Origin of the sequence: Pantoea sp. BJFS-204 (genome assembly GCF_049310725.1) — a bacterium.
In the GTDB taxonomy this organism is placed as follows: Bacteria; Pseudomonadota; Gammaproteobacteria; order Enterobacterales; family Enterobacteriaceae; genus Pantoea; species Pantoea agglomerans.
In genome coordinates this window covers 141439-167169 of the sequence record NZ_JBMOWE010000005.1, presented here as the reverse complement: position 1 = coordinate 167169, position 25731 = coordinate 141439, and the positions used below count along the sequence as shown (strand labels likewise).

Here is a 25731-nt window from a genome sequence, read left to right as displayed (position 1 = left end):
TAATACCGATGTTTACCTGGGAACGATCATCCTGTCTATGAAGCAAGGTTTACAACTCAGGTTCAGCCAACAGCTGGCAATGACTCCGCAATTGCAACAGGCGATTCGCCTGCTGCAACTCTCTACGCTTGAACTCCAGCAGGAGCTTCAGCTTGCGCTGGAAAGTAATCCGCTGCTTGAGCAGACTGACCTGCATGAAGAGATCGATTCACGGGAGTCTTCAGAGGCCGAGGCGCTGGATACACGCGAAGCGCTTGAGCAGAAAGAGATGCCTGATGAACTGCCGCTGGATGCGACCTGGGATGAGATCTACACCGCGGGTACGCCTTCCGGCACCGGCACCGATTACCAGGATGATGAGTTACCGGTTTATCAGGGCGAAACAACCCAGTCGCTGCAGGATTATCTGATGTGGCAGGTCGGCCTGACGCCGTTCAGCGATACCGATCGCGCCATTGCCACCTCTATTGTCGATGCTATTGATGACACCGGGTATCTCACCGTTTCGCTTGAGGAGATCCTTGACAGCATCGGCGATGATGAGCTCGAAGCGGATGAAGTTGAAGCGGTGCTGAAACGCATCCAGCGCTTTGACCCGATTGGTGTTGGCGCGCGCGACCTGCGTGACTGCCTGCTTGTGCAGCTTTCACAATATGCGCCCGAAACGCCGATGCTGGCAGAGGCGCGCCTGATCGTCAGCGAACATCTCGATCTGCTGGCAAACCACGATTTCCGCAGCCTGATGCGGGTCACACGCCTCAAAGAAGAGGTGCTGAAAGAGGCGATGCTGCTGATTCAGTCGCTGGACCCGCGTCCGGGTCAGTCGATCAACACCGGCGAACCAGAATATGTCATTCCCGATGTGCTGGTGCGTAAGATCGGCAGCCGCTGGACGGTTGAACTCAATGCCGATAGCGTGCCACGCCTGAAGATCAATCAGCACTATGCGGCAATGAGCGGCGCGACGCGGAACGACAGCGACAGCCAGTTCATTCGCAGTAATCTGCAGGAAGCCCGCTGGCTGATTAAGAGTCTGGAAAGCCGCAATGATACCCTGCTGAAAGTGACGCGCTGTATTGTTGAGCAGCAGCAGGCCTTTTTCGAGCAGGGTGAAGAATTTATGCGCCCGATGGTGCTGGCGGATATCGCCCAGGCCGTTGAGATGCACGAATCGACCATCTCCCGCGTTACCACGCAGAAGTATCTGCACAGCCCGCGTGGCATTTTTGAACTGAAGTACTTTTTCTCCAGTCACGTTAATACGGAAGGTGGCGGTGAAGCCTCCTCTACCGCGATTCGTGCCCTGGTGAAAAAATTAATTTCGGCGGAAAATCCAGCCAAACCCTTGAGCGACAGTAAACTGACCTCCATGTTATCTGATCAGGGGATCATGGTGGCACGGCGTACCGTCGCCAAATATCGTGAGTCTTTATCCATCCCGCCATCGAACCAGCGTAAACAACTGGTTTGAAAGAAATGAGAAGGAAGACCTATGCAGCTGAACCTGACCGGGCAACACGTTGAAATCACTCCACCTCTGCGTGAATTCGTCAACGGTAAATTTGCCAAACTGGAACACTATTTTGAACATATCAATCAGGTCTATATTGTCCTGAAGGTTGAGAAAGTCACGCAGGTGGCTGACGCAACACTACACGTGAATGGTGGCGAGCTGCACGCCACATCCGAAGCGGAAGATATGTATGCGGCCATTGACGGACTGATCGATAAGCTCACCCGTCAGCTGACCAAACACAAAGATAAACTGAAAAAACACTAACCTTCACGCTAGCGACGCGCGCCTGGCGCGCAGAGCCGACAGGATGGGGCGGATAATCCGCCCCGTTTTGTCATCTGAGCAGGCGCCGTTTGTCACACGCGTCAATACGCGCTGGCGGTGAATGGCCTGGTGAACACGCAAGTGAAACGATAATGAACAACGATCTCACACTGGAATTGAGCACAGTGCTTTCGCCAGACTGCACCCGCAGCGGCGTCCACTGCCAGAGCAAAAAACGTGCGCTGGAAATCATCAGCGAACTGGCCGCTAAGCAGCTCAACCTGCCGCACCAGACGCTTTTCGAAGCGATCCTGACCCGCGAACGCATGGGCAGTACCGGTATTGGTAACGGGATAGCCATCCCGCACGGCAAGCTGGAAGAGGATACGCTGCGCGCGGTTGGGGTGTTTATCAGCCTCGAACAGCCGATTGCGTTTGATGCCGTCGACAACCAGCCGGTCGATCTGTTGTTTGCCTTACTGGTCCCGGCTGACCAGTGCAAAACACATCTGCACACCCTGTCACTGGTGGCAAAGCGTCTGGCAGATAAAACGGTTTGCCGTCGTCTGCGCGCAGCGCAGAGTGATGAAGAGCTCTATGCCATTATTACGGAAGTCCAGTCGGAGCAGTAACGCGTCTTTACCGGCCCGGTGCCGGTTTTAAAACGGGAGAGAAGGTCATGGTGCTGATGATCGTTAGCGGTCGTTCAGGCTCGGGGAAGTCAGTGGCGCTCCGTGCGCTGGAAGATATGGGGTTCTACTGCGTTGATAACCTGCCGGTCGTGCTGCTGCCTGAGTTAGCTAACTCGCTGGCTGAGCGCAATATTTCGGCGGCGGTCAGCATCGACGTGCGTAATATGCCCGAATCCCCGGAAATTTTTGAAACCGCACTGAATAATCTGCCTGATACATTTTCCCCTCAGCTGCTGTTTCTCGACGCCGATCGCAACACCCTGATTCGTCGTTACAGCGATACGCGCCGTCTGCATCCCCTCTCCAGCAAAAACCTCTCGCTGGAGAGCGCGATTGATGAAGAGAGCGATCTGCTGGAGCCACTTCGTTCGCGTGCCGATCTGATCATCGACACCTCAGAGATGTCGGTGCACGAGCTGGCAGAGATGCTGCGTACCCGCCTGCTGGGCAAGCGTGAACGTGAGCTGACCATGGTGTTTGAGTCGTTTGGCTTCAAGCATGGCATTCCGATTGACGCTGACTATGTATTTGACGTGCGCTTTCTGCCCAACCCCCACTGGGATCCCAAACTGCGCCCGATGACCGGCCTCGATCGTCCTGTGGCGGCCTTCCTTGATCGCCACACTGAAGTGCATAATTTTATCTACCAGACGCGCAGCTACCTTGAACTCTGGCTGCCGATGCTGGAGACCAATAACCGTAGCTATCTTACCGTGGCGATTGGCTGCACCGGCGGTAAACACCGCTCAGTCTATATTGCAGAACAGCTGGCAGATTACTTCCGTTCACGGGGTAAGAATGTGCAGTCACGCCATCGTACGCTGGAAAAGCGCAAATCATGACCGTCAGACAAACTGTAGAAATCAAAAATAAGCTGGGCATGCATGCACGTCCGGCGATGAAGTTATTTGAGCTGGTGCAGAGCTTTGATGCCGAAGTATTACTGCGTAATGAAGCGGGCACTGAAGCCGAAGCCAGCAGCGTGATTGCGCTGCTGATGCTCGACTCGGCAAAAGGCGGCCACATTGAGATTGAAGCCAGCGGCCCGGAGGAGATCCCGGCGCTGGCAGCGGTCATTGAGTTATTTGAAGCGGGTTTCGATGAAGATTAATGCTTAGTCGAGCTGATTACGCTGCAGGAAGCCTTCCCCACCAAGCTGGCGCATCTGACGCAGTATCCACTGCTGCCGCTCTCTGACGTAGCCTGAGGGTGCAGCAGCACGATAACGTATCGGATTAGGCAGCACCGCTGCCAGTAAGGCGGCATCTGCTGCGGTCAGCCGGCTGGCAGGCTTATGGAAGTAGCGCTGAGAAGCCGCCTCAACGCCAAAGATGCCGGGCCCGAACTCCGCAATATTGAGATAGACGGTTAAAATACGCCGCTTCGTCCAGACCGTTTCAATTCCTACCGTCAGACCCGCTTCCAGACCTTTACGCACCCAGCTGCGACCATCCCAGAGGAACAGATTCTTCGCCGTCTGTTGAGACAGCGTGGACGCCCCACGCATCCGGCTATCGCTGTTATCCAGTACAGACTCAATCGCCGCCACATCAAAGCCCCAATGGGTGGGAAACTTTTGATCTTCTGAGGCGATAACGGCCAGCCCCATCCAGGGCGAAATCTCGTCATGGCCGACCCAGTCTGAATGGGCGACATAACTAAAATCACCGCGTAACCAGGCTCCGATCTGTCGTTCAGCCATCACCGCTGAGAACGGCACGGGTAAGAACGAAAAGAGTAAAATGCCCGCCAGCCATATTCCCAGCCACACCAGTACGATACGACCAACAATACGTCTGATACGCTGTCCGACGCTTCCTTTATGCTTGTTCATGCAATCTTCCCACACTTGTTTCAGACGTTAATCAATCACTCATGTAATCACTGCTAAAAAAGCAGCCTTTTTACGATTATCGCTGAAAACTGACAGGCTGTTTCCAGACTTTATTCAATCATTTTGCATCAACATGCTGCAACAGTTCGAAATAGTTCAAGTACTTCCGCAAAAAAGGAATCGGTTCCATTCATTGCCATTGCTTAGCATCTTTCCAGATAAACACTTAATCATGAGTAATAAGCGCCCGCATGAATCATTTACCATGCTTAACTGTTATTATTTTCTTAATCCTGCCGCGCCCAAAGGTTAATCAGAATTATCGTTATAACGGATAAATAAGCAGCGCTTAATGGAGTCACGGGTTGCCAGAATGGCACTATTTCCTTCCAGTAATAACCCTGATAGCAGAACGACAGAAGGACAAACTTTTAGATTCTTTTTTATCATTCCAAATCGTTTTGGATAATTCGTGTCATTTCAGGCAGCGCGCTTGCAATATCAGCGCGTTAGCCTCACTCAAAAGGCAAATGTTAACGGCGGCTCACTTTGGTGCTGCTCAGCCTCAGTTTCCCTGCCCGGCAGCATTAAAACTACACGAAAAAGCGTAAAACTGATTAAAATAGCAGCAACACAGCACAGAAATTAATTCCTTACTTGACTGTGTTGCCAAATTAATGTTTTCTGTATTTAAACGCTGCTCAATATCACAAATTTTAATGAATCTTGTCGCATGAGAAGATGGATTTGCTAAGGTGATGACAGTGTTAACCAATACCCTGCGGCTGCATTAATTATTCAAATCATAGCGGCCGCAATGATTTCCCTGGTGTTGGCGCAGTATTTCGCGCACCCCGGCCTCGGCTGGGGTCATTTTTTTCCGGGGTATCACTTATCCTGCTCTGCCACCCAGTCGCGTAATACCTGCACATCGTGTCGCCATTCATGCTTCAGCTCATCAATCCATTCACCTACATTGTCCCACCACGCCGGTAACTCCGGACTCTGAATCTGTTTCGCCAGCATCTGCAAACGCTGCAGCCCGACCGAACCCGCCGCCCCTTTAATTTTGTGTCCCTCTTCAGCAATGCCTTTCTGATCGCGCGCCATCAGATTCGACTCCAGCACCGCAAGGTAGTCCGGCATCATCTTTTCAAACATCGTCAGGCTTTGGGTAATCAGGCTGGGACCAACCAGCTCGATATACTGTTCGAGCATCGCGACATCCAGCAGCATCCGGGTTTTGTCATCGCTGACATCAGCGATCTCCTCTTCCGGTTCTGCCTGATAATCCCAGTACTTTTTAATCATCGCAGTGAGTGCCGGCACTGCCAGCGGTTTGCTGAGCACGTCATCCATTCCCGCGTCGAAGTACTCTTTTTTGTCTTTGAGGACATTGGCGGTAAGAGCAACCAGCGGGGGCAGATGCGTTCCCTGGTACTGCTGGCGAATCGCACGTGAGACATCCAGCCCGGTCATATCGGGCAGTTGAATGTCCAGCAGCACCAGGTCAAACTCCAGCGGGTCAAACATCGCCAGCGCCTCGCTGCCGGTCATGGCGACCTCTACACTGCAGCCCAGCTTCTCCAGTACCGAGCGCGCGACAATCACATTGAGCTCAATATCTTCAACCAGCAGCACGTGCAGCGCAGGCAGTGGCAGGCTGTCGTCCACGCCTTCATCCTCCACCTCTTCAGCAATGCGTGGCGCTTTAATCTCTACAGTGAAGCAGGAACCCTGTCCCGGCGCACTGTGCACGCGGATATCACCGCCCATCGCCTGCGCCAGGCGGCGTGATACTGCCAGTCCGATGCCGGTACCGGTAGCCGGTTTACCACCATGCTGATCTTTGACCTGATAATACATAGCGAAGATCTTGTCCTGCTCCTCCTGACGGATACCCATGCCGGAGTCCTGCACCTCAAAGCGCAGCGTCTCGTCCTGCTCATAGGTTACCCGCACCACGATCTCGCCCTGCTGGGTGAACTTCACGGCGTTACCAATCAGGTTCCACAGAATCTGGCGCAGACGCGTTCCATCCGTCGAAATCATATGCGGCAGCGGCAGTTGCGGCGCGAGCACAAACTTCAGGCCTTTCGGCTGTGCCAGCAAACCAGAGAGGTTTTCTAAATCGGCCAGGAAACCGGTGAAGTCGAGCGGCTGATTATCCAGCTGTACTTTACGGCGCTCGATTTTGTCCACCTCAATCACATCATTGAAGATGTTGCCCAGCGTGATGGCAGAGACGTGGATGGTTTTCAGGTATTTCAGCTGTTCCTGATTAAGGTCGGTGTCCAGCAGGATGCGGCTCAGGCCGACAATGCCATTAAGCGGCGTACGAAGCTCGTGGCTGATCGTAGAGATAAAGGTGGTCTTCTCCCGGCTGGCGTTCTCTAACGCGTCCTGATAGCGCTTACGTTCGGTTATATCGCGGCCAAAGCCCATCAATCCGCTGCGCTTACCCACGCGGTCGTAGTAAGGCACTTTACGGATCTCGAAGCAGGCTTTGCGTCCGTCGGGATATTGCAGCCACTGTTCATAGGTCAGCGAGACATTGTGGCGGAATACCTTTTCGTCCGTTTCCAGCACCTTAGTGGCCGCTTCATCATCATAGATATCGCGCGGCGTCAGGCCAATCAGCTGCTTTTCGCTTTTGCCGGTCAGTAGCTCCATCGCGCGGTTGCAGCCGGAGAACTGTTTATCGATGTTGCGATAGAACACCAGGTCAGGCGAGGCATCCAGGAAGGAGCGCAGGAAGGAGGATTGCTGTTCCAGCTCAATCTGTGCCTGCTCACGACGCGTTACCTCTTCACGCAGCTTATCCATCACCTGTTCGCGTGCCAGCTCCGCCTTTTTACGATCGCTGATCTCCTGATTCAGCTGCGTAATGGTCTCTTTCATCTGCTGATTGAGTTCCAGATCGCGGGTACGCATCTCTTCCAGCTTATCCACCAGCCGTGCCAGGCGTTGCCGTGACTCCTCCAGCTGATCGACCACCACCGAGAGGAAATAGACCGCCCAGGGCGTGATCAGCAGCCCGAAGAAGACCGAACGCACCACGTCAATGCTCTCGACATGGCCCCGCAGTACCATCGTGACCGCCATCTGGACAATCATCGCCAGCACCACCAGCGCAGACGCCAGCAGCAGCGAGAACCTCACCAGTCCAAGCTTCACCATTAAATCAACGTAGTACTGCGCCAACAGACGAATTTGTTTCATAACAACTCCCTGGAAGAGAAACAGCCTCATAATAGCGCAGTTAACCCGCTGCCGTCGCAGCACGTCGCGTGGAGATAAGGGATCAAATGCGCTTTTATGGTGCAGCAGCCTCGCCGATCGGCGACGTTAAGGACAAAGCGGTTAAAACCCTTGACTGACTGTGCCAAATGAATAATCTGTAAGGCCGCCAGCGAATCACCGATTTCTCTGTACGGCCTTTTTTCAATATCCTGGCAGCGTCCTGTTGCACAGGCACACCCTTTTATATGCATAGGCATTCATCTTTAATGCTGTTTTAAGCATGCCCATGCTGATTAATTTTTCTTATAACCAACCGCGGTTTCATTCAAATAGCCGGACATAAGAAAAACAGATACATGCTATGCATCATGGGTGCTGAACAGCATTTAATGCTGCTTAACACCCTGTCACCAGCATGGTGCAGAGATCTGACGCCTGCACTACAGTGAGTCAGTTCACATTTATCGGCCTGTCGCCAGGCACCAGAGTGATACATTTTAAACCTTAAAAAGCATTAAATTCATACACTTAATCAGATAAAACGCATGATAATCCCGTCTGACCGCCCTATTTGACCTGATTACGCTTTCCCGATAAGTTGGAAATCCGCTGAAAGCTTTCCAGACGGGCCATTGTCTCGGCATATCTATGCAACAAGAAGACTCCCGCGTGGTTTAAGTCATCTCCTTTAAGAGACCGGAAATCAGAGAGCAGCTCAATTAAGGACGTTTTACCGATGTCTGGAGAGAAATGCTCAGGGCTATGACGCGCGCTCGACAGAGCATGGCGATGAAAATAATAGCGCCCCCGTTGCGCTCAGACCCTGAAACAGTGCAGGTAATGTCAAAGCAGTTTAAGGAGACCCTCAATGTCCACTAAAAAACCTCAATCCTATGGCTTGTATGATCCGACAGCAGGCAGTGACAGCTGTGGTGTAGGTTTCATTACGCGTAAGGACGGCGAGCAGACCCACGAGATTCTGCAGATGGCGCACAGCGCCCTGTGTACGGTGCCTCACCGCGGCGGCATGTCAGCGGAAGGCGTTGGCGACGGCGCGGGGGTCAACGTTGATCTTTCGCTGCAATTCTTCCGCAAAATTACCGGCCAGCCGCTGGAAGCGGGACGCTTTGGTATCGGTAACTTCTTTGTGCCGAAAGATGCTGAGCTGCGCGCGAATGCCGAACGTCTGGTGGATGAAACCCTCAGCAGCTTTGGTCTGCCGGTACTCATGAAGCGTGACATGCCGCTCGACAGCAGCGTGACGCGCCCGGCAGCCGCGCAGTTCCAGTTACCGATTCTGCAGTGGATTTTCACTGCGCCACAGGATGTAGTTGATCAGAACGACTTCGAAAAACGCATCTACCGCGCCCTGTTAACCATTGAAGCCCGTGCCTTTACCGAAAGCGAATTTGGCGGCCTCTATCCGCTGTCGCTGTCGTCACGCACGCAGGTGTTCAAAGCCCGTCTGAATTCCAATGAAGTGATCCCTTACTTCAAAGATCTGACCGATCCCGATCATCAGGTGCGCGGGCTGTTTTTCCACACCCGCTTCTCCACTAACACCGATCCCCATACCACGATGGCGCAGCCGTTCCGCCTGATGGCGCACAACGGCGAGCTGAACACTGACCGTAAAAACCGCATCGCTGAGTCCGCGCTGGCACTGGCCCGTGGCAAGACCATCGTGCGGCCTAAAGGCCAGTCCGACAGTTCGCGCCTGGATCAGAGCATCCACAGCCGTCTGATGGAAGATGACCTCGATCTGATCACCGCCGTGGTGTCGATGATGCCGCCCGCCTGGGAAAACGACAGCGCGCTGTCGCCAGAAGTGCGTGACATGCTGGAGTACTTCTCGCTGTATGAAGAGAAGAACGACGGCCCTGCTGCCTTAATCTTTGGTAATGGCGAAGTAATTGGCGCGCGTCTTGATCGTCTGGGTCTGCGTCCCCTGCGTTCAGTGGAAACCGCTGACTATATCGGTGCGATGTCGGAAGCCGGCCAGATCGCCTTCCCACCTGAAAGCGTGTTGCGTCGTGGGCGTATCGAAGCGGGCGGTATGCTCTATTTCGATCACCGTGAAAAACGCAGCTATACCACGCTGCAGGCGCTGGAAAAACTGGCCGCAGAGAAAGATTATTCGGCGTTGCTGCGTGAAGCGCGCGTCGGTCTTGACGATCTGCCCGAGATCCCGGCAGAACAACAGGGTTCACCGCTGCGTTATCGTGGCGATCTGAAAACGTATCAGCGCTTTGTTGCCTACTACTACAACCAGGAAAGCTTCAAGTTTATGATGGACCCGATGCTGAATACCGGCGCAGAGAAGATCTCCGCGATGGGTTACGGCAACGCCATCAACGGCTTATCCGATCATGAAGGCGGCATGGCGCACTACTTCTCTCAGCGCTTTGCGCAGGTCACCAACCCGCCGCTGGACTCAATCCGCGAAGTGGATGGCATGACGTTGCGTGTCGCGCTGGGGGCAAAACCCCATCTGGGCCGCAGCAAAGGCCGTCAGATTGTGGTGCCGACCCCGATTCTCAGCCACCTCGATATGCTGCGTTTACGCGAGCAGACCATCGCACCTTATGCCCGCTTTGAGATGCTCTATGAGCCGGTGATCGGCAAAGATCTGCTGAGCACCACCGCGAACGCGAATGCCCTGGAAAAAGCGATTGATGACCTGGCGCAACAGGTGGTTGATTTTGCCCGTACCCAGGGTGGCATCGCCGTACTTACCGATCGCCATATCTCTTCAAAGCACGCCGCGATCCCGATGCTGCTGGTGGTTTCCGCCATCAACCAGCGCCTGATAAAGGAAGGGTTGCGTCTGGATGTTTCTCTGGTGGTTGAAAGCGGCCAGAGCATCTCGTCGCACCACATTGCCGCCACGCTTGGCTTTGGGGCGTCAGCTATCTATCCGCTGGGCGTACAGATGCGCGCAGAGGAGAAATTTGGTGAAGGTGAAGAAGGTAACAAAGCCTTTAAGCGCTATGCCAAAGCGGCTGAAAAAGCACTGATGAAAACCATGGGCAAAGTGGGCCTCTGTACCGTTGAGAGCTACAGCAGCGGCGAGTTCTTTGAGCCTAACTTCCTCAACACCGATGATCCGGTGCTGAAAAAATATTTCCCGAATATCAAAACGCCGGTGGGCGGCGCAGGCTTCGCGACGATCGCGCAGATGGCCGTTGACTGGCACCAGAGCGCACTGAAGATTCAGGGCGAATCTGAAGTTCCGTTGCTGGGCCTGTTCAAAGAGCGTGCAGAAGGCGCAGGTCACTCCTACGGCACCATCGCCGTGCGGACCTTTATCGATATGACCGAAGAACCGATTCGCTTTGCCGACAAAGCGCGCGAAGAGGACAACTTCATCCGCCTGATGACGCTGGCTAAACTGGATAATGCGTTTGGCATCAAGCCTGAGACCTTTAAAGACAGCAGCTTTGAGCGCATCCCGGATGAGGTGATCAATAATTTCGCGATTACTGCTGATTACCGTCAGTTCTCAAGCCTGATGTATGAAGAGCGTAAACGTCGCCCGGCGGCCCTGCGCGACATCCTGACATTCCCGGCTGACCTGACCCACATCGACAGCGAAGCGGAGTTCCGCCGCAAGCTGGGACGCTACTCGCTGACCAACAACGGCTTTGCCATTCGTGGCATGGAGTGTGAAGCGGTAGATGGCAGCCTGAATCACTTTATGCTGCGTCTGACCGATGCGATTGAAGGACTGAAGCCTGAGAGCGAACGCCTGCAGAACCTGTCTCGCGCCCTGAAATCCCGCTTCGGCGACGATATCGAAAGCAGCGAAGTGGTGACTGGCGGTCTGAAAGTGACCGCTTACGGTAAAGCGGCCGATTATCTGTCACGTATCTTCACCACCCTGCCCTCACTGCCACTGAGCGAAGTGCAGCCAGCCTGTGAAATTACCCGTACCTTTGCCTCCGGGGCGATGAGCCACGGTGCGCTGGTGGCTCCCGCTCATGAAGCGGTCGCGCACGGCACCAATATGGTCGGCGGCATGAGTAACTGCGGTGAAGGCGGCGAGCATTACTCCCGTCACGGCACCATCCGTGCCTCACGCATCAAACAGCTGGCTTCGGGTCGTTTTGGCGTCTGGGCTGCCTATCTGGCGGATCCGATGCTGGAAGAGCTGGAGATCAAAATTGGTCAGGGTGCGAAACCTGGCGAAGGTGGTCAGTTACCGGCGGCCAAAGTTACCGTCGAGATTGCTGCCGCGCGTGGCGGTACGCCTGGCGTCGAGCTGGTCTCACCGCCGCCGCATCACGACACCTATTCCATCGAAGATCTGGCGCAGTTGATCCACGACTGCAAAGCCGCGCGGGTGCGGGTTATCGTCAAGCTGGTCTCGTCTGAAGGGATCGGCACCATCGCGGTCGGCGTGGCCAAAGCCGGTGCAGACGTGATTAACGTTGCGGGTAACACCGGCGGTACCGGCGCTGCGTCGGTGACCAGCCTGAAATATACCGGACGCGTGGCTGAAATCGGCATCGCTGAAGTCCACCAGGCGCTGTGCGCCAACGGCCTGCGTGAGAAAGTGCTGCTGCGCTGCTCTGGCGCACAGCAGACCGGCAGCGACGTGGTGAAATCTGCGCTGCTGGGCGGCGACAGCTTTGAGTTCGGTACGACGGCGCTGATGATGCTGAAATGCGTGATGGCGAAGAACTGTAACGTTAAGTGCCCGGCTGGCTTAACCACGAATGCCGAAGCGTTTGATGGCGATCCGCGTCAGCTGGCGCAGTATTTCCTCAACGTGGCGCATGAAGTGCGTGAAATCCTGGCGCGTATGGGCCTGCGTTCCCTGCGTGAGGCACGCGGTCGCTCTGACCTGTTGCACCTGATGGATCACCCGCTGGAAGTGGGCAAGCTCGACTTACGCGCCATGCTTACCGTGGTGCCTGAGCTGAAAATCGACAAGCCGGTTTATCTGGAAAAAGATTTTGAGCTGGATGATGTCTGGATTGAGCAACTGAAGCTGTCGCTGGTGGATCAGGGAAATCCTGACGTCACTCTGGGCAACAACATCGTGCTGAATAACCGAAACAAAAGTGTCGGCGGCCAGCTGGCCATCGATATTGAGCGGATGCTGAACCATCAGCTGAGTTCTGAGCAGCTGCAGGCGATGCCTGCCGTAATGACTGACGATCGCGGTCGTCGCTATCTGGCCCCTGAGAGCGTAAAAATTTCCACCACCGGTTCTGCCGGTCAGTCGTTTGGCGCCTTCTGCAACGATGGCATGCAGCTGACCCATTACGGCACCTGTAACGACGGTGTCGGCAAAGGACAGTGTGGCGGCGAACTGATCGTGATGTCGCCTGGCGGCGGCGCGCAGGATGCCGATGGCAACGTGCTTATTGGTAACTTTGCGCTGTTTGGCGCGACCGGCGGACGTCTGTTCGTGCAGGGCCAGGCCGGTGACCGTTTCGCGGTGCGTAACTCCGGTGCCACCGCCGTGGTTGAAGGCGTCGGTGACTTCTGCTGCGAATATATGACCAATGGTGCCATCCTCAACCTGGGCACCTTCGGTAAAGGATTTGGCAACGGCATGAGCGGCGGCTTCGCCTACCAGTACGACCCCTATGGATCGCTGGCCAGCCATGCTGCCGGTGATTCGGTGCAGTTCGGCTCGATTGCCGATCAGGATGAGATGGCCCAGGTGCACAAGCAGGCGGTGCTGACCATGCTGAACTGGCATCTGGAGGCGACCAAATCACCGCGTGCCGCCTGGCTGCTGGAGAACTGGGAAACGGAGTGTCACCACTTTGTTTACGTGATGCCGCGCTCGCTGCTGCTCTATCAGGATGGCGGCGAGATTCTGAAAGCCAAGAGCCGCAAAGATCTGCTCGAAGAGCTGTCGACGGCGCTGGCAGGCCATCAGGTGGCGAAGTTTAAAGCCGCATGGCGTCAGGGTAAAACCATCGCCAACGGTGCCGTACCGGCTTATGGCGCGACCGATACGCTGGAGATGTTTGTCCTGCTGAACAACTACACCGTGCTGAGTTTTGCCCAGCAGCTGGCGCTGGGCAAATTACCGAAAGGCACCCCGGTTGAAGATGCGGCAGTTGAAAAAGCGGTCCGTAATCTGTTGATGACGGAAGACTTTTCGCTGATAAGCAAGCTGCAGCGTCATGCCCGTTCCGCTATCGAGAGCTACAGCGATGATGAACTGGCGAGTCTGATTGGAACCAAACGCATGTCAGATTACAAAGCGGCGCTGACGCAACGTAACATCCGCTCCATGGACAGTCTGGCAACCTACGGCTGGATCATGTACCAGGATGCCTGTAACCGGGAAGTGCTGGGCCACCTGCCTGACTTTGAAGAGCTGTTTGCACGTGCGGCATTGCCGGAAATCGCCGCTGCGGTGGGTAAACTCTCCTGACAGTGATACTGATCAGGCTGAACTGAATATTATTAATTGATCATTGCCCGGATTAATCGTTGTACCGGACAGATGCAGCACCGCTCTCCCCTGTCGCACACACTGCGGCGCGGGAAAGCGGAACCGCTTTCACACCGGACAATGCCACTGATGACGGGCGAGAACGGGATTGAGTAAAAGTACCCATGAAAATTCCTTATATTCCAGAAGATGCACCTTTTAATGGCGATCAGAAGTACTGGCTGGCTGGCTTTCTTGCGGGTCTGCACTCCCGTTTGCTGGTATTAGAAGACAAGCAGCAACCCGCCGCGGGCACAAGCGCAGCCGCGACGACGCAACTGCACATTCTTTATGGCTCACAGACCGGCAATGCTGAAGCACTGGCGCAGACCGCAGCGAAATCTGCGCGCGCTAAAGGTCTGGTGCCGGTGGTTCAGGCGCTGGGCGATGTCGATCTCGACGTATTTGCCACCATGCGCCATGTACTGATCGTCACCTCGACCTATGGCGAAGGTGAAATGCCGGACAACGCGCAGCTGTTCTGGGACGCGATCTCTGCCAGTACCGCACCGCGTCTGGAGCAGATGCATTTCGCCGTGCTGGCGATTGGCGATACCGGCTACGATGGCTTCTGTCAGGCGGGTAAATTCATTGATATGCGTCTTGAGCAGTTGGGCGCGAAACGCGTGGTTGATCGTATCGATTGTGATATCGATTTTGAGGAGCCTTCCAGCGAGTGGCTGAACAGCTCAATGCCACAGTTTGCCGCCAGCGCGGGCAGCAGCGGCACCGTGCTGGAAAGCGCGCCTGAAGCGCCAGTCATTCCAGGCAGCAACAAATCCAATCCATACGCCGCCGCGCTGATCACCAACAAGCGTTTGTCAGGCGAGCAGTCAGCCAAAGATATTCGTCATTTCGAGTTCGACCTGTCTGACAGCGGCCTGAAGTATGAAGCGGGCGATGCGCTGGGCGTAATTCCGGTCAACGAGCCGTCGCTGGTCAGCCTGCTGCTGACCCAGCTTAACGCGGACTACGAGACGCCGGTGCCCGGCTTTGATCGCAGCCTTGGCGACCTGCTGACCTATCAGTTTGAGATCTCAGAGCCGTCACGCAAGTTAATCGAATGGGTCGGGCAGAACACCACCAACCAGGAGCTGCGTCATGTGTTACAGCATGATGATAAAGATGCGCTGGGCGTGTGGCTGTGGGGCAAAGATACCCTTGACCTGCTGCAGCTTGAACTGACGCGCACGCTGGCGGTACCCGAGTTTGTCGCGCTGCTGCGTCCGCTGCAGCATCGCGCTTACTCAATTTCATCCAGCTCTAAAGCCCATCCTGACCAGGTGCATCTGACCGTTGCCTCGGTACGCTATCACAGTGGTGGCCGTAATCGCGGTGGCGTCTGCTCAACCTACCTGGCCGAGCGTGTGCGTCGCGGTGAAAAGCCCGCCATCTTTATCTCACCCAATAAATCGTTCCGCGTGCCTGCCAACAACAGCGCACCGCTGATCATGGTGGGACCAGGTACCGGTATCGCACCATTCCGTGCCTTCCTGCAGGAGCGCCAGGCAACCGGCGCGCAGGGGAAAAACTGGCTGTTCTTCGGCGATCAGCATCAGGAACATGACTTTATCTATCAGGATGAATTACTTGCCTGGCGCGATAATGGCTTACTGACGCGTCTGGATCTGGCGTTCTCACGCGATCAGGAGAAGAAGATCTACGTGCAGAGCCGGATGCTTGAACAGGGCGCTGAGTTGTATGCCTGGCTACAGGAAGGGGCTTACTTCTACGTCTGTGGCGATGCATCGCGTATGGCGAAGGATGTGGATAATGCGCTGTATGAAGTGGTTCGCCAGTTTGGTGGTCTCTCCACCGAGCGCGCTGCTGACTATGTCGATCAGCTGAAGAAAGAGAAGCGCTACCTGCGCGACGTCTATTGATCGCGATGGTCTGCTGAAAAAATCCGGCTTGCGCAGGCAGCCGGATTTTTTTATGGCCGACAGGCAAAAAAATACCCGTCGGATGGACGGGTATTCGCTGTTATGTCACTGCTATTTCACTACGCGCAGTGAAGGTCGTCCACCACGTGGCGGTGGATCGTCATCAGGCGGTGTCTCGTCATCGCTGGCATCGTCAGGACGATCACCATCAATCACCGACATCATAGTCTCTTCCTGACCCTCTGACGCCTCATGCGTGCCCAGCTCGTAAGCCGGTTCCGGTTCAAACATCGTCCCGGCGCCATTTTCACGCGCATAGATTGCCAGAATCGCCGCCATCGGCACGTTAACCTGGCGAGGAACGCCACCAAAGCGGGCGTTGAACGACACCTGATCGTTTGCCAGATCGAGGTTACCGACAGCACGTGGCGCAATGTTCAGGACTATCTGACCATCGCGCGCATACTCCAGCGGCACCTGCACACCCGGCAGATTTATGTCGACCACCAGATGCGGCGTCAGCTGATTGTCGAGCAACCAGTCATAAAAGGCGCGCAGCAGATAGGGACGACGTGCAGTAAGTTGCGACATTTCCATACGTTAAGCCCGGGCTTGCAGCCGCATTTCACGTTCAGCTTCAGTTAATGAAGCGAGGAAGGAGTCACGCTCAAATACGCGATTCATGTAACCTTTCAGCTCTTTTGAACCTGAGCCGATCAAATCGATACCCATTGACGGCAGACGCCATAACAGCGGAGCCAGATAGCAATCAACCAGGCTGAACTCTTCGCTCATGAAATAAGGCGTACGGCCAAACAGTGGCGCGATAGCCAGCAGCTCTTCACGCAGTTGCTTGCGTGCCGCTTCCGCTTCCTGACCGCTGCTGTTCTCTACTTTCCTCATCAGGCTATACCAGTCCTGCTCGATGCGGTGCATCATCAGGCGGCTATCACCACGGGCAACCGGATAAACCGGCATCAGTGGCGGATGCGGGAAGCGCTCATCTAAATATTCCATGATGATGCGTGATTCATACAGCGTCAGCTCACGATCTACCAGCGTCGGTACCGTGCGATACGGATTGAGGTCAATCAGATCCTGCGGCAGGTTATCCATTTCGACCTGCTCGATCTCTACGCTGACACCCTTCTCCGCCAGGACGATACGTACCTGATGGCTGAAAATGTCAGTAGGACCAGAAAACAGCGTCATTACCGAACGTTTGTTGGCAGCGACAGCCATGAAAACCTCCAAGTTTGTTCACAAAAAGATACTGCGAATAGCCAACCACACGGCGACTCACTTGCTTATCGAACTCGCACGCAACCTGGTTAGCTGCGTCACAGATACTGACGCCCCGACAGTGGGGAGGCGCATAACGCACCGGCCTGCGGGCGCAAAGTGACACAGAGTTTACCAGATTTTAGGCTGCTTGTGGGCGTGGAATGAATCTTTGCAGGTAAATTGAGCGCGGCGTTACGGTTTTCGCGGACAGTTTATGGGAAGGCAGAAAATAAAAAACCCGCCGAAGCGGGTTTTTTGAGCCAATTGCCGCAGCCGGAGCTGCAAACAATTAACGCTTGGAGAACTGAGGACGACGACGTGCTTTACGCAGGCCGACTTTCTTACGTTCAACCTGACGCGCATCACGCGTTACGAAGCCAGCTTTACGCAGCTCGCCACGCAGTGATTCGTCGTATTCCATCAGAGCGCGGGTGATACCGTGACGGATCGCACCAGCCTGACCAGAAATACCGCCACCTTTAACAGTGACATAGAGATCGAATTTACCAACCAGGTCCAGCAGCTCAAGCGGCTGACGAACTACCATGCGGGCAGTTTCGCGACCGAAGTACTGTTCCAGAGAACGTTGGTTAATTACGATGTTACCGCTACCCGGCTTAATGAATACGCGAGCGGTAGAGCTTTTGCGGCGACCAGTGCCGTAGTTTTGAGTTTCAGCCATTGCCTTTAATCCCGATTAAATGTCAAGAACTTGCGGTTGCTGTGCCGCATGGGTGTGCTCGTTGCCTGCGTAAACTTTCAGTTTACGGTACATAGCACGACCCAGCGGGCCCTTCGGCAGCATGCCTTTAACCGCGATCTCAATCACACGCTCAGGACGGCGAGCAATCATCTCTTCAAAGGTCGCCTGTTTGATACCACCGATGTGGCCAGTGTGGTGATAGTAGATCTTGTCAGTACGCTTGTTGCCGGTTACAGCAACTTTTTCTGCGTTCAGAACGATGATGTAATCACCCGTATCAACGTGCGGAGTGTATTCCGCTTTATGCTTACCACGCAGACGGCGCGCCAGTTCAGTCGCCAGGCGACCCAAAGTTTTGCCCGTTGCGTCAACTACAAACCAGTCACGTTGGACGGTTTCTGGTTTAGCTGTAAAAGTTTTCATCGAAAAGCTTACCCAAATTAAGTTACACGTTGGTGAAATCCCAAACGCTTAAGTAAACGAATGAGGCTCACACGACCATTTTGACCAGCAAGCCACCCCTTCGGATAGAGTTACTGGAACACAGAGGATTTGGGAAAAAAATCCTTTGCTGTAACGTGGGGTCGCAAGATTATAGAGAAGTCGGTTACAAAAATCGAACCCTATTTCGGTATTTATCCCGATTATTCTCACGGCAGGTGCGGTAAACGCAGATACTCTTCGCTCTGCATCTCCTGAAGTCGGGATAAACAGCGCTGGTATTCAAACTTCAGCCGCGTGCCCTGATAAATCTCGGTCAGTGACGTTTCTGCCGCGACCACCAGCTTCACATGCCGTTCATAGAACTCATCGACCAGTGCCAGGAAACGCCGTGCCTGATCTTCGGTTTTGTAGATCATCACCGGCACGTCATACAGCAGCACGCTGTGAAAACGGCGCGACAGCGCAATATAGTCATGCTGGCTGCGCCCTTCGCCACACAGGGTGGTGAAATTAATCGCCAGTACGCCCTCGCTGACGCCCAGCGTCGGCATCTGGCGGTGATTAATTTCCAGAACCGGCGCATCTTCAGGCTGGCTGCCCGACAGCGCTTTAAACATCCGCGCCATTTCAGCGTGCGTCTCTTTGTTCAGCGGAGAGTTCCACAGGTGCGCGGAGGTCAGCGTGCGTAACCGGTAGTCGATACCGGCATCCACATTCATCACATCACAATGACGTTTGATCTGCTCGATGGCAGGCAGGAAGCGCGCGCGCTGCAGACCATTACGATAGAGATCATCAGGCGGAATGTTCGAGGTGGCCACCAGCGCAATGCCGCGTTCAAACAGCGCTTCCATCAGCGTGCCCAGCAGCATCGCATCGGTGATATCGGAGACAAAAAATTCATCAAAACAGAGGATGTCCGTTTCTGCTTTGAATCTGTCCGCAATAATCAGTAACGGATCGCTCTGCCCCTGAAGCTGCGTCAGCTCTTCATGCACCCGCAGCATAAAGCGGTGGAAGTGCAGACGCAGTTTGCGATCGCCAGGAATAGACTGAAAAAAGAGATCCATGACCCAGGTCTTACCGCGACCGACACCGCCCCACATATAGAGTCCACGTACCGGTTGTGGCGTCTCGTTTTTCTCTTTACCGATCAATTTTGACAGGCGACCCAGCAGGCCGGATGTGGCAGGCGCGGCGGATTGTTGCCGGGCAACCAGCGCCTGCTGCAGCGCGTCTAAACGGGTAATCGCTTCACGTTGTACGTCATCGGGCCTGAATTCGCCCTGCGACAGCGCCTGTTCATAGCGTGCAAGCGGAGTTGAGGTTTGCATTGTTGTTTCAAAGTCCCTGAATGGTGTCTGATTCATACCACGGTTGCTGAAAAAAAGGCCGTTCTACACTAAGCCATGCTGCTCCAGAGTTCCACATCCATAAGATTAACGGGTATAGTGACTATTATTGAAATGGTGCAATGCCCTACGGAACAATGGAAATAACACGGGAGTCATTATGACCTGGGAATACGGGCTAATTGGTTTAGTGGTTGGTATTATTGTCGGCGCAGTCGCCATGCGTTTTGGCAACAAAAAGCTGCGTGAGCAGCGCAGCATGCAGTACGAGCTGGAAAAATCGAAAGCGGAGCTGGCGGATTATCGCGAAGAGCTGACCAATCACTTCGCGCAGAGCGCGGAGCTGCTGGACAACATGGCGCGTGATTATCGTCAGCTCTATCAGCACATGGCAAAAGGCTCAAATGACCTGCTGCCGAATCTGCCTGGCCAGAAAAATCCGTTTGCCTATCAGCTGACTGAAGCCGAAGCGGACAACGATCAGGTGCCGGTGCAGATGCCGCGCGACTATTCTGAAGGCGCATCCGGTTTACTGCGTGGCGAGCGCCCTGCCCGCGACTAATCTTTTTGGGGCGCAGCCTGTCTGCGCCCGCTGTTTTTGCGAACCCTGACCGCAAACGACTGTCACACTTATTAATTCCTCCCACCTTTTGCAGCGAGAGCGTTGTAGCAATGAAAAAACAAGCACGCCTGTTTAGCGCATTAGCCCTGAGTATTGGGATGAGCCTTGCCGCCGCGCCAGACGCGATGGCAACGCTGCCAGCACAAATTGCGGGCCAGCCGCTGCCGAGTCTGGCACCGATGCTGGAGAAAGTGCTACCTGCCGTGGTCAGTGTGCATGTGGAAGGCACTGATTCGGGTGCACAGGCTCAGGATATTCCTGAACCGCTGAAGCGTTTTTTTGGTCAGATGCCTGGCGGAAATAGTCAGCCACAGCCGTTTGAAGGTTTAGGTTCTGGCGTGATCATCGATGCCGCGAAAGGCTACGTGCTCACCAACAATCACGTAGTCAACGGTGCGGATAAAATCAACGTACAGCTTGGCGACGGCAGTGAATATGAAGCCAAACTGATTGGCCATGATGAGCAGACCGATATCGCGCTGATTCAGATTCAGGGCGCAAAAAACCTCACGCAGGTGAAAGTCGCGGACTCTGACCAGCTGAAAGTGGGTGATTTCGCGGTGGCGATCGGTAACCCGTTCGGGCTGGGACAGACGGCCACCTCCGGTATTATCTCCGCACTGGGCCGTAGCGGCCTGAACCTGGAAGGGCTGGAAAACTTTATTCAGACCGATGCCGCGATCAACCGTGGCAACTCAGGCGGTGCGCTGGTCAACCTTAATGGTGAACTGATCGGTATCAACACTGCGATTCTCGCCTCCAGCGGCGGTAACATCGGTATCGGCTTTGCTATCCCGAGTGATATGGCGATGAACCTCGCGCAGCAGCTGATTAAATTTGGTGAAGTGAAGCGCGGTCAGCTCGGCATCAAAGGCACTGAAATGACAGCCGATATGGCTAAAGCATTCAATGTCGATGCGCAGCGCGGCGCCTTTGTCTCTGAAGTCTTACCGCAATCTGCCGCGCAGAAAGCGGGCGTGAAGTCAGGCGATATCATTACGTCGATCAACGACAAGCCGATTACCAGCTTCGCTGAGTTGCGCGTGAAAGTAGGAACCACGCCGCCAGGTGAACAGGTTAAACTTGGCCTGCTGCGTGAAGGTAAGCCATTAACGGTTACCGTTACGCTGGAGCAGAGCGCACAGAGCACCGCCAGCGCACAGCTGATGTCACCCGCGCTTCAGGGCGCAACCCTGAGTGATGGACAGACTAAAACCGGTGATAAAGGCGTGAAGGTCGATACCATCGAAAAAGGCACACCGGCTGAACAGGTTGGTCTGCAGAAAGATGATGTGATTATCGGCGTTAACCGCAACCGGGTTCAGACCATTGCAGAAATGCGTAAAATACTGGAAGGGAAACCGCCGGTACTGGCACTGAATGTGGTGCGCGGCGATGAAAGTATCTATCTGTTGTTGAGATAAACCTCGCATTACGGCGGACACAAGCACGTGTGTGTCCGCCGCTCTCATGCTATTCTCCCCTGCGATCTCCCCTGGCGTAATTTAACACCATGTTTCTTAAACTTTTGCGTGCCGTGGTGCTGGGCCTGATTGTGGCGGGTATTTTGCTCGCAGCACTGCCTGCACTGCGTATGGGCAGCGACGCCCTCTATAACCACGAAAATATTACAGACGAAACGCCCTTTAGCTTCAATCAAGGGGTGCGACGCGCCGTGCCTGCCGTTGTGAACGTTTACAATCGTAGCGCCCACGGCAACAACAACCGTGGCATTACGACCCTGGGTTCAGGGGTGATCATGAATGCAAAAGGCTACATCCTTACCAATAAGCATGTGATCAATAATGCCGATCAAATTATCGTGGCGCTGCAGGATGGCCGCTTCTTTGAAGCGACGCTGGTGGGTTCCGATGGCATGACCGATCTGGCGGTACTGAAAATCACGGCCTCCGGCCTGCCCGTTATCCCCATCAATCCAAATCGCCAGGCGCATATCGGGGATGTGGTGATGGCTATCGGCAACCCCTATAACCTCGGTCAGACGGTCACGCAGGGCATTATCAGCGCCACGGGCCGGGTTGGCTTAAGCTCATCAGGCCGACAGAACTTCCTGCAGACCGATGCGTCAATCAATCAGGGTAACTCCGGCGGCGCGCTGATTAACTCGCTAGGCGAGCTGATGGGCATTAACACCCTGACCTTCGATAAAAGTAGTGATGGTGAAACCCCGGAAGGGATTGGTTTCGCCATTCCAACCGTTTTAGCCTCGAAGATCATGGATAAGCTGATTCGTGATGGTCGGGTGATCCGCGGCTATATCGGCATTACCGGGCGTGAGCTGCCGCCGCTGCATGGACAGGGGAGCAATCTGGATCGGGTTCAGGGCATTATTGTCAGCGTGGTCACGCCAGATGGGCCAGCGGATAAAGCCGGGATTCAGGCCAACGATGTGCTGCTCAGCGTTAACGGCAAGCCGGCCATCTCCGCGCAGGAAACCATGGATCAGGTGGCAGAAATTCGCCCGGGTTCAGTGATTGATGTGCAGGTACTGCGAAACGATCAGAAACTGACGCTGCCGGTCACCATTCAGGAGTTTCCTGACAGCAGCAGTTAGCTGAAACCTGTGCCAGGTCAGGGATGGCCCGGCTGATCGCAAAGAAGGCCGCCATCCATGGCGGTCGGCCTCGCCATCCTGGCTCGGACGCTTTGCTCTTCATCCGGGCCAACCCTTCCCCTCTAATCCGCCATCGTTTGTGATTAACCCATTAGCAGCGATCCACCGGAAACGCGATGACATCGCTCAATGACTCCGCTTTCAACGCCAGCATGATCAGGCGATCGATACCCAGTGCGACCCCGGAACAGGCTGGCATGCCATGCGCCAGCGCATCCAGCAGATACGTATCAATAGGATGCACAGGCAGGCCGCGCGCCGCACGGCGACGGTTATCCTGCTCAAAACGCTGACGCTGCTCACGGCTGTCGGTCAGTTCACGGAAACCGTTCGCCAGCTCAATGCCTTTGTAATAGACCTCAAAGCGTTCGGCCACGCGGTGATCTTCGGTGCTGATCTCCGCCAGGGCTGCCTGGCTGGCCGGGAAATGATAAACGAAGCAGGGTTTATCCTGACCAATCTTCGGTTCCACACCCAGCATAAACAGCAGCATCAGTAAGGTATCGCGATCCTCTTCTGCACGCGCCAGCTCGCCTTCACCCAGCTTCTCTGCCGCTTCACGCAACTGCGCTTTATCCGCTGACAGCGGATCCAGCTCAAGATGACGGATAAACGCCTGCTGATAGGAGAGCGACTCAGCGCTGTCACACTCCAGCACCTGCTGCATCAGATCGTCGACTTCGTTCATCAGACGGTACATATCGTAATGCGGCCGGTACCATTCCAGCATGGTGAATTCCGGGTTGTGGTGACGTCCTGCCTCTTCATTGCGGAAGCTGCGCGCCATCTGATAGATCGGGCCACTGCCCGCCGCCAGCAGGCGTTTCATATGATATTCCGGGCTGGTCATCAGCCAGAGATCGCGCCCCTGCGCAGCGCCAGGCCCGACAAAACGCGTCTGGAATGGCACCAGATGGATATCGGTAATGGTGGCCTGGCTCATCGCCGGCGTATCCACTTCCAGCACGCCGCGATCGGCAAAGAAACGACGCACTTCTGCTAAAATAGCGGCGCGTTTTAACAAATTGGCGATGGATGCGCTTGGTTGCCAGCTTGCCGTTTCGCTCATGGTGATGACTCCTGATGCAAATTAGGGGGGGAAGTCTACCTGCAATGCCTGCGGCAAACAATCTCGTGCCCGTACTGCCAAAAACAGCGTTTCGGCTTCTATACTTAAGCGGTTAAATCACAAAGGAATCCCACTATGTCTCCATGGAAAACAGTTGTTGCCAGCCTGAGTGCTTTTCTCTCTGTCGCCTGCAGCACTACGCCGCCAAAGAACGTCACGGTCGTAGATAACTTTGACAGCCAGCGCTATCTCGGTCAGTGGTATGAGATTGCCCGCCTTAACCACCCTTTTGAGCGCGGCCTTGAACAGGTAACGGCAAACTACAGCCCGCGTGAAGATGGCGGCCTGAAGGTAATCAACCGTGGCTATAACGTCAAAAAGCAGCGCTGGCAGGAGAGCGTCGGCAAAGCCTACTTCACCGGTGAACCCACGCGGGCTTCTCTGAAAGTCTCTTTCTTCGGCCCCTTCTATGGCGGCTATAACGTGATTGCTCTCGATCCTGACTACCGCTATGCGCTGGTATGTGGACCGAATCGCCACTATCTCTGGATACTGTCACGCACACCACAACTGGAGCCGGGCGTAAAAGAGAAACTGGTTGATCAGGCGCGTCGGGATGGTTTCCCGGTTGAAGAGTTAATCTGGGTAAAACAGAAATAGTGCAGAATCTGACAAGCCGGTACGAAAAGCATTTCGTACCGGTTGGAATAACAGGTTACTTCGTGCTGTTCTGAATCGCCTGGCCGCCCGCTTCGACATCTTCACCTACGCCACGCGTTGTATTACAAGCTGTGAGTAGGGAAGAGAGCACCAGTACAGAGAAGATTGCAGCAATACTTTTCTTTAACATAACAATGTCCTTTTTGATGGATGTAAAGTACAGCGCTTTAAGCATAGCCGGATTTCCGGCAGTTGCTGCTGGCGAGACTTTAAAAAGGACAATCAGTTAAGGTCATTTTGCTGCCCGCGAAATGGCACCACCTAAGTGAGAGACATCTTCGCCAAAACCGTGGAATGTGTTGCAGGCGCTTAACGCAGAGGAGACCAGCAACGCGAACGCGATTAATTTTGCCAGCTTGATCATTTTTTTCTCTCAGACAAGAAAAAGGCGCACCAGAAGATGCGCCTGCGAATCTTATTTCACGCGTGACACGTATTCGCCAGAGCGGGTGTCAACTTTCACCACTTCGCCCTCTTGCACGAACAGTGGCACTTTCACCACGGCACCGGTAGAGAGTTTAGCTGGCTTGCCGCCAGTCCCTGCGGTATCACCTTTCAGGCCTGGATCGGTTTCGATAACTTCAGCTTCGATAAAGTTCGGCGGCTGAACGGCGATCGGACGACCGTTCCACAGCGTAACGATACATTCAGCGTTATCCTGCAGCCATTTCGCTGCATCGCTTACCGTCTTCTCTTCAACCTGGAACTGCTCAAAGCTTTCCGGATGCATGAAGTGGTAGAACTCACCGTCGTTGTACAGGTAGTTCAGGTTGGTATCTACTACGTCAGCGCCTTCGGCGGAGTCGGTAGATTTAAAAGTTTTCTCAACGCGAGAACCCGTCAGCAGGCGACGCATTTTAACGCGCGCGAATGCCTGACCTTTACCCGGTTTAACGAACTCACTGGATTCGATGGCATACGGCTCGCCTTCGAACATGATTTTAAGACCGGGACGGAAATCGTTGCTAGAATAAGTCGCCATGAAGGCCCTCTACGAAAATTGACACTGG

22 protein-coding genes are annotated in these 25731 nt (G+C 54.5%); 11 read left to right on the top strand and 11 right to left on the bottom strand.

The features are described 5' to 3' along the window. The first annotated feature begins 37 nt into the window (after nucleotides 1–37). From rpoN to npr, 5 genes are all read left to right on the top strand, one after another. On the top strand, nucleotides 38–1471 hold the full coding sequence (gene rpoN / locus ACO6VX_RS15455; RefSeq protein WP_010251911.1) for an RNA polymerase factor sigma-54: 1434 nt from the start codon (nucleotides 38–40) through the stop codon (nucleotides 1469–1471). A 21-nt stretch (nucleotides 1472–1492) separates the two neighbouring features. Beyond that, nucleotides 1493–1780 (top strand): ribosome hibernation promoting factor, encoded by a 288-nt coding sequence (hpf, locus tag ACO6VX_RS15450; protein WP_010251913.1) that lies wholly within the window; start codon nucleotides 1493–1495, stop codon nucleotides 1778–1780. A 152-nt stretch (nucleotides 1781–1932) separates the two neighbouring features. After that, nucleotides 1933–2412, top strand: coding sequence for a PTS IIA-like nitrogen regulatory protein PtsN (ptsN, locus tag ACO6VX_RS15445; protein ID WP_010251916.1), 480 nt, complete (start codon nucleotides 1933–1935; stop codon nucleotides 2410–2412). Nucleotides 2413–2459: 47 nt separating this feature from the next. Next, a complete protein-coding gene (gene rapZ / locus ACO6VX_RS15440) occupies nucleotides 2460–3314 on the top strand; it encodes an RNase adapter RapZ (RefSeq protein WP_010251920.1) in 855 nt (284 codons plus the stop codon). Beyond that, a complete protein-coding gene (gene npr, locus ACO6VX_RS15435; protein WP_010251923.1) occupies nucleotides 3311–3583 on the top strand; it encodes a PTS phosphocarrier protein NPr in 273 nt (90 codons plus the stop codon). The genes rapZ and npr overlap by 4 nt, the downstream gene beginning before the upstream one ends. 3 nt (nucleotides 3584–3586) lie before the next feature. Here the strand turns inward: npr and mtgA are convergent, their stop codons facing one another. Together mtgA and arcB are read right to left on the bottom strand one after the other, a co-directional pair. Beyond that, nucleotides 3587–4306 carry a monofunctional biosynthetic peptidoglycan transglycosylase gene (gene mtgA, locus ACO6VX_RS15430; protein WP_010251926.1) on the bottom strand — a complete coding sequence of 240 codons (720 nt, stop codon included), beginning with the start codon at nucleotides 4304–4306 and terminating at the stop codon, nucleotides 3587–3589. Between the two features lie 888 nt (nucleotides 4307–5194). Continuing rightward, nucleotides 5195–7528, bottom strand: coding sequence for an aerobic respiration two-component sensor histidine kinase ArcB (arcB, locus tag ACO6VX_RS15425; RefSeq protein ID WP_010251930.1), 2334 nt, complete (start codon nucleotides 7526–7528; stop codon nucleotides 5195–5197). Nucleotides 7529–8417: 889 nt separating this feature from the next. Between arcB and ACO6VX_RS15420 the strand changes: the two genes are divergently transcribed. Continuing rightward, nucleotides 8418–13949, top strand: a complete 5532-nt coding sequence (locus ACO6VX_RS15420) for a glutamate synthase-related protein (RefSeq protein WP_187495395.1) — start codon at nucleotides 8418–8420, stop codon at nucleotides 13947–13949. Nucleotides 13950–14134: 185 nt separating this feature from the next. Then, nucleotides 14135–15892, top strand: coding sequence for a sulfite reductase subunit alpha (locus ACO6VX_RS15415; protein ID WP_010251935.1), 1758 nt, complete (start codon nucleotides 14135–14137; stop codon nucleotides 15890–15892). Between the two features lie 111 nt (nucleotides 15893–16003). Here the strand turns inward: ACO6VX_RS15415 and sspB are convergent, their stop codons facing one another. The 5 genes from sspB to zapE form a co-directional block, all read right to left on the bottom strand. Beyond that, nucleotides 16004–16489, bottom strand: coding sequence for a ClpXP protease specificity-enhancing factor (gene sspB, locus ACO6VX_RS15410; protein WP_010251939.1), 486 nt, complete (start codon nucleotides 16487–16489; stop codon nucleotides 16004–16006). 3 nt (nucleotides 16490–16492) lie between these two features. Next, a complete protein-coding gene (sspA, locus tag ACO6VX_RS15405; protein ID WP_009092481.1) occupies nucleotides 16493–17134 on the bottom strand; it encodes a stringent starvation protein SspA in 642 nt (213 codons plus the stop codon). A gap of 331 nt (nucleotides 17135–17465) precedes the next feature. Beyond that, on the bottom strand, nucleotides 17466–17858 hold the full coding sequence (rpsI, locus tag ACO6VX_RS15400; protein ID WP_008925401.1) for a 30S ribosomal protein S9: 393 nt from the start codon (nucleotides 17856–17858) through the stop codon (nucleotides 17466–17468). Between the two features lie 15 nt (nucleotides 17859–17873). Further along, nucleotides 17874–18302: a 50S ribosomal protein L13 gene (rplM, locus tag ACO6VX_RS15395; protein WP_008925400.1), complete on the bottom strand. Its 429-nt coding sequence runs from the start codon at nucleotides 18300–18302 to the stop codon at nucleotides 17874–17876. A gap of 227 nt (nucleotides 18303–18529) precedes the next feature. Continuing rightward, nucleotides 18530–19657, bottom strand: coding sequence for a cell division protein ZapE (gene zapE / locus ACO6VX_RS15390; RefSeq protein ID WP_022625259.1), 1128 nt, complete (start codon nucleotides 19655–19657; stop codon nucleotides 18530–18532). A 178-nt stretch (nucleotides 19658–19835) separates the two neighbouring features. Between zapE and zapG the strand changes: the two genes are divergently transcribed. The 3 genes from zapG (at nucleotide 19836) to degS (ending at nucleotide 22872) form a co-directional block, all read left to right on the top strand. Further along, on the top strand, nucleotides 19836–20237 hold the full coding sequence (zapG, locus tag ACO6VX_RS15385) for a Z-ring associated protein ZapG (RefSeq protein ID WP_003848291.1): 402 nt from the start codon (nucleotides 19836–19838) through the stop codon (nucleotides 20235–20237). Between the two features lie 110 nt (nucleotides 20238–20347). Beyond that, the gene (gene degQ, locus ACO6VX_RS15380; RefSeq protein ID WP_010251960.1) at nucleotides 20348–21721 is read left to right on the top strand and encodes a serine endoprotease DegQ; all 1374 of its coding nucleotides are present in this window, start codon (nucleotides 20348–20350) and stop codon (nucleotides 21719–21721) included. Between the two features lie 89 nt (nucleotides 21722–21810). Beyond that, on the top strand, nucleotides 21811–22872 hold the full coding sequence (gene degS, locus ACO6VX_RS15375) for an outer membrane-stress sensor serine endopeptidase DegS (RefSeq protein ID WP_010251964.1): 1062 nt from the start codon (nucleotides 21811–21813) through the stop codon (nucleotides 22870–22872). A gap of 151 nt (nucleotides 22873–23023) precedes the next feature. Here degS and epmA read toward each other — a convergent pair whose 3' ends face one another. Beyond that, the gene (gene epmA / locus ACO6VX_RS15370; protein ID WP_003848297.1) at nucleotides 23024–24001 is read right to left on the bottom strand and encodes an elongation factor P--(R)-beta-lysine ligase; all 978 of its coding nucleotides are present in this window, start codon (nucleotides 23999–24001) and stop codon (nucleotides 23024–23026) included. Nucleotides 24002–24136: 135 nt separating this feature from the next. On the opposite strand from epmA, the gene ACO6VX_RS15365 reads away from it, so the two are divergent. Beyond that, nucleotides 24137–24661: a lipocalin family protein gene (locus ACO6VX_RS15365; RefSeq protein ID WP_010672015.1), complete on the top strand. Its 525-nt coding sequence runs from the start codon at nucleotides 24137–24139 to the stop codon at nucleotides 24659–24661. Nucleotides 24662–24716: 55 nt separating this feature from the next. Here the strand turns inward: ACO6VX_RS15365 and ACO6VX_RS15360 are convergent, their stop codons facing one another. From ACO6VX_RS15360 to efp, 3 genes are all read right to left on the bottom strand, one after another. Further along, nucleotides 24717–24851 carry an entericidin A/B family lipoprotein gene (locus ACO6VX_RS15360; RefSeq protein WP_003848302.1) on the bottom strand — a complete coding sequence of 45 codons (135 nt, stop codon included), beginning with the start codon at nucleotides 24849–24851 and terminating at the stop codon, nucleotides 24717–24719. Between the two features lie 102 nt (nucleotides 24852–24953). Beyond that, nucleotides 24954–25085: an entericidin A/B family lipoprotein gene (locus ACO6VX_RS15355; protein WP_003848306.1), complete on the bottom strand. Its 132-nt coding sequence runs from the start codon at nucleotides 25083–25085 to the stop codon at nucleotides 24954–24956. 51 nt (nucleotides 25086–25136) lie between these two features. Continuing rightward, a complete protein-coding gene (efp, locus tag ACO6VX_RS15350) occupies nucleotides 25137–25703 on the bottom strand; it encodes an elongation factor P (protein ID WP_010251979.1) in 567 nt (188 codons plus the stop codon). Nucleotides 25704–25731: the final 28 nt, after the last annotated feature.